The 224-nt window shown below is 71.9% G+C and carries 1 protein-coding gene; it reads right to left on the bottom strand.

Features of this window, described 5'->3' with window-relative positions:
* A partial coding sequence (locus tag H926_RS33930; protein ID WP_043611267.1) for a hypothetical protein occupies positions 1–224 on the bottom strand: 224 nt, incomplete at both ends.

Below are 224 nucleotides of genomic sequence, written 5' to 3'. Positions count from 1 at the left end.
CGTCGCCCAGGTTGAAATCGTTGGGCGAGAGGGCAAAAACCGCCACCGGGCTGCCCTGCGCGGCAAGCAGGGCATCGGCGGTAGCCGCGCTTTCGGGCCAGGTCAGCGGCGGCGCGGCCGGATCGTGTGCCGCCGTGGTCAGTTCGATCACAGCGGGCGCGAACGGCCAGCGCGGCAGTACCTGTGGCGCGTCGGCCGCGTCGATGGCCCATGGCCAGGCCTGA

The organism is Novosphingobium sp. B-7 (assembly GCF_000410615.1).
Taxonomy (GTDB): domain Bacteria; phylum Pseudomonadota; class Alphaproteobacteria; order Sphingomonadales; family Sphingomonadaceae; genus Novosphingobium; species Novosphingobium capsulatum.
Note: the sequence above shows the minus strand (reverse complement) of the source record. Positions and strands in the feature narration are given on the sequence as shown.